This window comes from Ruegeria sp. YKSE079 (assembly GCF_059612845.1).
Window position 1 is genome coordinate 1 of record NZ_JBXWRJ010000041.1, and the last position, 8,929, is coordinate 8,929.

Annotated in this window: 9 protein-coding genes and 3 pseudogenes; 6 read left to right on the forward strand and 6 right to left on the reverse strand. The window is 60.6% G+C overall.

The annotated features are described in order from the left end of the window. The 6 genes from AC2FMY_RS21670 to AC2FMY_RS21695 all read right to left on the reverse strand — a co-directional run. Positions 1–353, reverse strand: a 353-nt coding sequence (locus tag AC2FMY_RS21670; protein WP_496748467.1) for an FMN-dependent NADH-azoreductase, incomplete at its 3' end; no start/stop codon positions are given. A 30-nt stretch (positions 354–383) separates the two neighbouring features. Continuing rightward, a complete protein-coding gene (locus AC2FMY_RS21675; protein WP_496748468.1) occupies positions 384–851 on the reverse strand; it encodes a hypothetical protein in 468 nt (155 codons plus the stop codon). Beyond that, complete coding sequence (locus AC2FMY_RS21680) at positions 848–2,131, reverse strand: amidase (RefSeq protein ID WP_496748469.1); 1,284 nt, start codon at positions 2,129–2,131, stop codon at positions 848–850. The genes AC2FMY_RS21675 and AC2FMY_RS21680 overlap by 4 nt, the downstream gene beginning before the upstream one ends. Continuing rightward, a complete protein-coding gene (locus AC2FMY_RS21685) occupies positions 2,131–3,018 on the reverse strand; it encodes a polysaccharide deacetylase family protein (protein WP_496748470.1) in 888 nt (295 codons plus the stop codon). Before AC2FMY_RS21685 ends, AC2FMY_RS21680 begins: the two co-directional genes overlap by 1 nt. After that, a complete protein-coding gene (locus AC2FMY_RS21690; RefSeq protein WP_496748471.1) occupies positions 3,015–4,601 on the reverse strand; it encodes an amidohydrolase family protein in 1,587 nt (528 codons plus the stop codon). The genes AC2FMY_RS21685 and AC2FMY_RS21690 overlap by 4 nt, the downstream gene beginning before the upstream one ends. 6 nt (positions 4,602–4,607) lie before the next feature. Beyond that, entirely contained in the window at positions 4,608–5,294 is a 687-nt protein-coding gene (locus AC2FMY_RS21695; RefSeq protein WP_496748472.1) for a DUF1989 domain-containing protein, read from the reverse strand. A 258-nt stretch (positions 5,295–5,552) separates the two neighbouring features. Here AC2FMY_RS21695 and AC2FMY_RS21700 point away from each other — a divergent pair, with 258 nt between their 5' ends. The 6 genes and pseudogenes from AC2FMY_RS21700 to AC2FMY_RS21725 form a co-directional block, all read left to right on the forward strand. Continuing rightward, positions 5,553–6,131 (forward strand): VOC family protein, encoded by a 579-nt coding sequence (locus AC2FMY_RS21700; RefSeq protein ID WP_496748473.1) that lies wholly within the window; start codon positions 5,553–5,555, stop codon positions 6,129–6,131. A 112-nt stretch (positions 6,132–6,243) separates the two neighbouring features. After that, the gene (gene gcvA / locus AC2FMY_RS21705) at positions 6,244–7,167 is read left to right on the forward strand and encodes a transcriptional regulator GcvA (protein WP_496808081.1); all 924 of its coding nucleotides are present in this window, start codon (positions 6,244–6,246) and stop codon (positions 7,165–7,167) included. Between the two features lie 252 nt (positions 7,168–7,419). Continuing rightward, complete coding sequence (locus tag AC2FMY_RS21710) at positions 7,420–7,863, forward strand: YybH family protein (protein ID WP_496748475.1); 444 nt, start codon at positions 7,420–7,422, stop codon at positions 7,861–7,863. 28 nt (positions 7,864–7,891) lie between these two features. Next, positions 7,892–7,990 (forward strand): annotated as a pseudogene (locus tag AC2FMY_RS21715) (IS5/IS1182 family transposase); the annotation flags it as partial. A gap of 242 nt (positions 7,991–8,232) precedes the next feature. Next, a pseudogene (locus tag AC2FMY_RS21720) lies at positions 8,233–8,643 on the forward strand (transposase); the annotation flags it as partial. A 63-nt stretch (positions 8,644–8,706) separates the two neighbouring features. Next, positions 8,707–8,820, forward strand: a pseudogene (locus AC2FMY_RS21725) (IS6 family transposase); the annotation flags it as partial. Positions 8,821–8,929 lie beyond the last annotated feature (109 nt).

The following is an 8,929-nucleotide window of genomic DNA, read 5'->3' on the forward strand; positions in this document are numbered from 1 at the left end:
GTCACCCCGATCCGCGCGATCAGGTCGAACCAGGCCTTGAGCGACGCGGGCATCGAGTAGTTATACATAGGTGCGCAGAGCGCGATAACATCCGCATCGATGATTTCGGCCACCAGTTCATCGGATTCGGCCAGCACGGCGTTCTGGGCGTCGCTACGCTCTGCCGGAGCGGTAAAGCAGGCGTCGATCCAGGCCTCCGAGATGATGGCGGGCGGGTTCACGCCCACGTCACGGTGGGCCACTGCGCCACCACCGGACGCGGACCAACTGTCTTCGAAAATCTGTGCCAGCTCACGGGTGAGCGAACGGTTTTCACGGGCGCTTGAATGCACGATCAGTAGTTTTTTCGACATATCGAGGGTCTCCAATTTATGTCAGGGGGATCAGATTTCAAACCGGTCCGCGCTTAGGCCGGTTGCGGCAAAGGCTTGTGCGATCGAAGGCAGGATGTCCCAGGCCTGCGATGCGATGGCCCAGCCATCGGGGTTTTTGACCAGCAGAAAGGCGCTGATATCTTCGGTGATTTCGCTGCGGTTTTCGTGCATTTCGCACCCCGCCATGGCCACAGCCACATTGCCCGCGACCCAGATATGCAGGCCCACGCCCTTTTCTTCGAAAACGGGGATGGTTCCGTCGTCGCGCAAGCCCGCCATTCGTTCGCCAAAGGCAACTGCGGTCTGGGCCTTGGCCGGGCGGGCCGAGGCAAACAACTGGGCACCCTCGACATAGGCGGCATTCAGCGCTGGCAAGTCAGGCGGGGACGTTTCATCCCAACACAGCGCACGAAACTGGCGCTTGATCAACTGAGCTATTTCGACCCGGTCCCGGGCAATCTGGTATTGTTTGGTCACGCGAAGACTCCGAGTTTCAGGGACAAGAGGAGCTGGGCGATGTCGTCGGCGGCTTGCAGCACCGCGTCATCCCGACCTGTTGCGGCGGAAAGCGTCAGGGATTGTCCTGCCACGCGCCCCGCAACCGGCATGGCCAGAGATGGCAGATCCAGATACGCCCCCAGCATGGTCAGGCTGAGCGCGCGGGCGTTTTCCGAAGCAAACCGATCCGCATCGCCCTGAACCGATGTCAGGGTGGGCGGCAACGACGGAATGGTCGGCATCAATAGCAGCGCATCACCCAGCAGGACGTTCATTGCGCTTTGAAAACCGACGCGGAGAGCCTGCAGCCGCACCAGCTTGCGCGGGTCGACTGGCAGACCTTGTGTTATCCGCCGGTGCACATTGGGGTCCAGATCCGGGTGATCCAGCGCTGTGAACCTGGACAGCACCTCCGGGGCCTCGGCTGCGACCAAAGTGCCTTCCCGCGCGAAAAGGTCCCGTATCTGTGGGAACGCTGGTACGGGGATCGTTTCTATCGCATATCCCGCATTTTTCAGGGCGCCTCGCGCAGCGGACAGCAACGAAGCGATTTCCGGCGCAAGTGGGCCCAAGCTGTTCTCGTCAGGGATCAGAATCCGGTGCGTGGGTCCTGCCTCGGCAATCGGGGGAAGCTTGCGCATCACCGCGTCCAGAGCGCGAATGCCCGCCATATCCCGCGCCATGGGACCTGTCGTGTCCAGCGATGGTGCGAGCGGCAATACTCCTACATTGTCATAGCGACCCATAGTCGGACGAAAGCCATAAATCCCCTGATACGCCGCAGGTACGCGGGTCGATCCCGACGTGTCGGACCCCACCGCCAGATCCGCGATCCCCAGCGCAATGGCCGAGGCACATCCGCTGGATGACCCTCCAGGCACCAATCTGGAATCCAAGCCATTTGCGGGTGTCCCGAAATGCGGGTTCAGACCCAATCCGCTATAAGCGTATTCCGACATGTTGGCGTGCCCCAGCGGAACACCACCTGCTGCAACGATCCGGTGCACCAAGGGCGCGGAACCCGGCGCGGGTTGGGCCTGAAAGGTGCGGGTGCCTGCGGTGGTGGGCAGGCCTTCGATATCAATATTGCCCTTGAGGATGACAACGGCACCATTCAGCCCCTTGCCTGCCTCCGGCAAAGCATCCAGCTGGCGTGCCAGATCCCGTGCGCCGTCCGCCCCTCGGGTCAGGAACACATTGGCAGCAAGGGGCTGACCTGCGCGATCCAACGCGCGGGCAAGATTGTCCTGCGCTGACATCAGAACAGGACGGGCCTGGTGTAATAAGGCAGCTGTTCCACGCGCACTGCATTCGGATCCCTGGCAGCCTCGGCCCGGACATGGGCAGCTATTTCATGCATCGGTGCGAACCAGACATCCCCGCGGTCCAGAATAGCCTCGAGCCAACGCTCGACTTGACGCCAGCGCGCCAGACGGCCGGTCAGGAACGGGTGCCAGATGGCCAGCCAGAAGCCTCCGGCCTCGTACTGCGCCTCGAACTCTTCCCAGAACCCTTCCAGACCTGCGCTTGGCCCTGCGACCGGCATCATGTAACCGATCTCGTCATAATGGGCGAAGGGCGGCCAGTCATCCGTGCCCCAATGCACCGGCAGCTCTACCAGCGATCCCTTGTCCGTATTCATCAGATAGGGGATGTCATCGGCCATCAGAGAGCTTTCATATTCGAACCCGTGTTCGATCATCAGGTCGATCACCGTCTGGTTCACGTTATAAACCGGCGCGCGATAGCCTTTGGGCGTGTTGCCGATGACGCGTTTGTGGCTTTCCAGCGTTTTTTCAAACCACTCGCGCTGTTCCGCTGGGCCATGGGCGGTGGGGTCTTCGTGCAGATAGCCGTGATGGCCAATCTCATGGCCGTCTTTCAGGATCTTCTCCATCGCGTCGGGATATTGTTCCACCACCCAACCCGGCACAAAGAAGGACTGTTTCAGGCCGAACTTGCGATAGGTCTCAAGGATGCGCGGGATCGCCACTGTGGGGCCATAACGGCCCATGGATATCGGATAAAGCCGGTCATGCCCGTCCCTGGGACGCGAGATATGGATCAGGCTGTCGGCGTCGATATCGAAACTGATCGCACAGGCACAGCGCGCGCCATTGGGCCATTTGATCGGGTTCTGGATCATGTTGCTTCTCCTAGTTCCGCCAAGGGTGCAGGTTTCTTCTCGCCCACAGGCGATGCAATACTCCAGGCTGAGGGCGCGCCATATCTCGCGACCGGGGCGGTCCCGGCCTGCTCCCAACGGGAGTACCAATCCAGCAGATAGGGGCGCAGGTCACGGGCCAGGGCCAGCGCGGTATCATCCGGCGGGTTTTGGTCCAATTCGGCCCGCAGGTCATCCAGCAGCTGGTCTTCGGTCACTCCGGTGACCGCGCCCTGATCGACCACCTGTGCGCCATTGACGAAAACGTCACGCACATCTGCAGCCGTTGCCCGACCCACAATCAGTTCGACCGGATCCACATCCGGCGCGCACCAGGGCTGCATCGGGCGCGACAGATCCAGCACCACGGCATCGGCGCAATAACCCGGCTGCAACTGCCCCAACTCATGGGCACGGCCCATCAACGTGGCCCCGCCCTGCGTTGCCAGCGCCAGCACATCGCGCGCGTTCAGTGCTTTGGCCGAACGGTGCGGCGGCGTGTTCATGGCCAGCGCCAAACGCATTTCCGCAAAGATATCCTCCGCCCCACCAAACGTGGTGCCATCCATCCCAAGCGCAACACTCACACCATTGCCGCACATTTCAGCAATCGGCGCTATTCCCGAGCGCAACCGCAAGTTTGAGCCGGGATTATGGCTGACCTGAACGCCGCTGCGGGCCAGATCCTCAATATCCCGCGGCCCCGCCCAGACCGCATGGGCCAGCGAAAGCCGTTCGGTCAGAATGCCCTGATCCGCAAAATGCTGCATCAGATGCTTGCCGCGGACTTGCTGGCTTTCCAAACCCTCGTAAAAACTCTCAAGGGCGTGGGTCTGGATACGGGTGTCCAGCCGCTCAGCCTCCCGTGCCATGCGGGCCAGAACCGCATCCGGCGTCCATTGCGGGCCGGTCGGGCCAAACCAGAATTCGCACAGCCCGCCGCCCTGCGGCACCAACGCATTCATCAGATCGAAATAGGCATCGGGGCTCAGGCGCTTGCGCCCGGCTTCGCTGCAGGCCAGATCGTCGCGCAGGTTTTGCGGCAGAGTGGCCAGAAACCCGGCCTCTTCCCCGGCGCCATGCACGATCCGGTTCTGCCAGCGTTCACCCGGCGCGATGGCTGCACGCAGACCCGCATCGCGGTAGGCCTGCGCCTTTTCCAGCAGCCGAACTTCTCCGCTGTCCCGCGTCACCCCGGCCGAGCACATGTCGACCACGGCCGTCACCCCGGTTTTCAGCAACCGCAGCGCCGAATGGGCCGAGGAGACGTAAGGCGACAGCCCCACCATCGAGGGACCGCAGAACATCCAGGGCTCCAGAAAGTCGTCCCCGACCTTCTGATTGGCAAGCTCGACCCCGTAACAATGGTGATGCGCGTTGATCAGTCCTGGCAGGATGGCACAGTCAGCACCACCATGTTCAGGGAGGCCCGCATAGCGGGCACGCATCTCGGGGGCCAGGCCGATCTCGGCCACGCGGCCGCCACGCAGCAAAACAGCCGCATCCGTGCGCACGTCATCTGCCGAAACAACAACCCACCTACCCCAAAGAAGCGTATCGGCCATCTCCAGTTACCCGTTGACGCGAAAGGTCAAGCCGGCGGGCGAGGTGCCCTCGCCATTCACCGGCGTTACGTCCTGCGGGCAGGCAGACATCACCGCGATCACATCCATATCGGCCCGGAAGGACATGAAGTCACCCGGCTTGGAGACCGGCGGCTGAAAGCTGAGGCTGCCGTCCGGTTGAACCGGAACATTCATCCAAAGGTTGAATGGTGCGGGAATCGCCGGAGCGCGCAGCCCGATGGCAATCATCGACTGGCGCAGATTGTCGGTGCAATTGTCGTGATACGTGCCGCAGCCCAGCTGCTGATACCGGGTATGATCACAGCTGGCGATCACCGTGTCGTGGATGCCGGGCGAGGTATCCTCTGTGATCGTCATCAGCACCCGGCGCAGGTTCGAGGTGATGCCGTCGCCCGCTTTGGGAAAGATCGACAGGATCGAGGTGTGCAGATGCTCCATCGAGCTGTATTCCCGAATGTCATCGGCATTGAAGATCCAGAAATCGCAGACCTGATACCCGGCGGGGTTGAAGATCGTCAGCACCTGCCCCTTTTGGACACGCACCGCACGGCCGCAGCGGGCCGGGATCTCATAGGTGGTGCCTAGCTCGGGCGTACCGCCATTGGGCAAACCCAGATCAAGGCTTTGGTTGGTGCCATCGGGCTGTCCGGTGTCAAAGGGGGAATCCTTCATGGCGCAATCCTTGCTCAACAATTTGTTGCCTCTAAAGACACACCATCCTGACGGCGGCGGAAACTGAGGAAATCTCAGGTCAAAATGAAGGAAAATCGCATCGTGCGGCCCTTGCGGCGGCCGGCCCGGGCCGCATGCGGGCGTAGATGAAAATCTCTCACGCCCAGCATGACATTTCATCGTGTGACAAGACCAGCAGGTCCGTTCAAAACTGCGGCAAATGCCGCTATGCCTTGGTTCACAATAATGGAATTGCCAATGTCAAATCTTCCCCGAGACATCCTGTCGAAACTGCCCGAGGTCACCAGCGACGAAACCCTGTCGAACACTTTCCTGGGCAATGTGGTCGAACTGGCCATCGTCACAGATGACCACGTGAAAACCATGGAAGGGCTGTGCCGTCTCGGTATCGGACCATGGGCAGTATACGAGTTTTCGCCGGAAAACGTGACCGACCAGACCTACAAGGGCGAACCCTGCGAATTCGCGCTGAAAGTGTGCTTTGCCAAATCCGGCAACATGATCTGGGAACTGATGCAGCCGCTTTGGGGGCCATCGATCTTCAGGGACTTCCTGGACAGGAACGGCACTGCCTTCCATCACGTGGCCTATGACTGCAACGACGCGCCCTGGGAAGAGCGTCTGGCCGAATTCGAAAAACGCGGGTTCAAAATGGTGCAATCCGGCAAATGGAAGGGCAAGAACGCATTTGCCTTCTTTGAAACGGAGGACGCCACCGGCACTACGTTTGAGACCTACCACTTCCCCGAAGACTGGGACTATCCAGAACCCGAAAGCTGGTTCCCGGCCAAACCAGAAGGTGAGGTGACATGGTAACCCCGAATACCCCGCCGCTCACCTCGAATGTCGGGTGGAGATTTCTGCCGTATAGAATACTCCCAACTTGCGATATGGTCCCGGGAACTCCACCCGGCATCAGAGCTTGCACATGTCCCGACTTCCCAATCTGAAAAGCGTTCAAGCCTTTGAGGCCGTCGCCCGACACCTGAGCTTCAAGGACGCCGCGGATGAGCTGTGCGTGACGCCCACGGCGGTGTCACATCAGGTCAAATCGTTGGAAACCCATTTGGGCCTGCAGCTCCTGAACCGGTCGAACCGGTTTGTGAGTCTGACCCAGGATGGCGCTGTTTACGCGCAGCATATCTCGACCGCGTTCGAACATCTGGTGGCGGGCACCGATGCGCTGGCCCGCGATGACATCGACGGCGATCTGACCATCTCGACCACCACATCCTTTGCGTCCAACTGGCTGAGCCCGCGGCTGGCGCAATTTGCCGAACTCTACCCCAGCCTGTCGGTCCGCATTTTGGGCTGCGACGAGGTCACCGATTTCAAGGCCGAACCGGTGGACATCGCCATCCGGTACGGGTTTGGCGACTACCCCGGGATGCATTGCGCCTGGGTGCTGGATGATTTCGTCGCCCCCGTCTGCCGACCTGAACTTGCCAAGACGCTGCAAACACCCGAGGATCTGGCCTCCGCCCGTTTGATCCAATATGAATGGTCCGGCTATTCCGATGCGGATCCAAGTTGGCAGAAATGGCTCGCGCAGCATGGTGTCGCGCCCGCCGGGTTCCGCCCCTTCGTGACCTATTCCGAGGAACACATGTGCCTGCTGACAGCCAGCGACGGCCATGGTGTCAGCTTGGTCAGCCTGATCGCCGCGGCCCGCTATATCGCGGACGGGCGGCTGGTCGTGCCATATCCGGCCAAGATCAAAAACAAGAGCTATTATCTGGTTTGCCCGCGTTCCGCTGCCAGAAAATCCAAGATCGAAGCATTTCAGAACTGGCTTCTAGATCAGGCCGATGAATTCCGCGACAGCGAATTCGGGCGTGAGTTCATCGAGTGAAACCCGCGCCGCAGACAGGGCCGGCCAAGCGCATCAGTGTCTGACACCGGCCCCTGCGGGACTGATGCCGGACACACTTGCGGGAGCGATTGCCGGGCCCCGCCGCGGCACGCCCGAAGATCGGGCCGGCCGCCCGGGCGTTCCGCACCCATGTTGGACAAATTTCGTCATCCATGGGCTGAGTTTTACTCACGCCGGCTGAGCGGAATTGACGCCTATAGTTCCAGCACATTTTGAAAGTCGGAGAACCATATGTACCTGCCTATGAAACCGGAAGACGTAGACTTTGCACTGGTCGATGCATTTCATGCGGAAGACCTTGACTGGGCCATGGAATTGCATGAGCCCGAATGCGTTACGCTTGGCTTGCCGCATGAAGGCGCCAGGCTCCAAGAGGGCCGCGCCGCGATCCGTGCCGGATTTGAAAACGGGCTGTTCCGCATCAAAGGGAAAATGTCGCTGACCGTTCGCCACCTGATGGTGAACGGAGACCTGGCATTGATGCGTTCCAGCTGGAAGGTCGTGGGCAAGCTCGACGGCGTCATGCCGGTCGAAGTTGCCCATTCCGGCATCGAAGTTGTCCGTAAACAAGCGGATGGGTCATGGAAGTTCGCCCTCGATCATCCTTGGGGATGCAATCCCAACTCTTTCGACTATTTTGCCTCTCCGCCGGTTGCCGGGGAAATCTTCCGCTAGGGCCGGACCCCGTCAGCTCCGACCCTCCGGCAGGCCGCGCGCTGACGGCCGGCGCCCCATTGACGGGATTATTTTTATCAATCGCAACGGCTTACGGGGGCGGGGCGCGCCCAACAAGCGCGACCCGCACAGCGAAGCGGCACCCCCCGGCGGACGCCCTGCAACCGCTTTTGGACCGTCAGCCGGATCAGCGGTTGCACCGGCGCGCGGGCATTGGCGGGCGACCTGCCCCGCGGCGGGTTTTGATCTGGCCTTCCACCAGCGATCGGCCGCCTTGGCGCTGTCAACGGTGTAATCTCATGTGGCCATCGAGGTGTATGGTCGAGGTGGAGTTTGGCGACTTCAACCACGCACCACACGGGGACCCCGATGACCAAAACCAACATGGACCTAACCGAGCTTCTGCAAAAGCATGATCAGGGCGATTTGCTGCGCTCGATCGCAGAGGCCGTCCTGCAACTGATGATGGAAAGCGATGTCGACGGCCTGATCGGTGCTGGCCGCCATGAGCGGGCCGAACAACGCACCACCTGGCGCAACGGCTACCGCGACCGTTCTCTGGACACTCGACTGGGTACGCTGAACCTGAAAGTGCCGAAGCTGCGGCAAGGCGGCTATTTCCCCAGCTTTCTCGAAGCCCGCAAGACCTCTGAGCAGGCATTGGTCGCCGTGATCCAGAAGGCATGGATCGGCGGCGTCTCGACCCGTCGTGTCGACGATCTTGTGCAGACCATGGGGCTGAGCGGCATTTCGAAAAGCACCGTGTCAAAGCTGTGCAAGGGGTGTTGTCACGTTAACCCTAGATCGGTTGCTCGTGTCTGGATTTGGACATAGATCGCATCGATGGATTCATCGTCCATCAGCTACAAGCGTCACCGATTTCCTCCTCAGATCACTGCCCACGCTGTGTGGCTGTATTTCCGCTTCAATATGAGCCTTCGCGAAGTTGAAGAGATGAACTACTCCCCAATGTTTGGACAGGTTTTGGCGTAGTTTAAGCTACTCTTTGCTCCTGCTGATCGGTTTGGGTTTCTTCTTTTCTCAGCCAATAGACCACGGCTGGGGG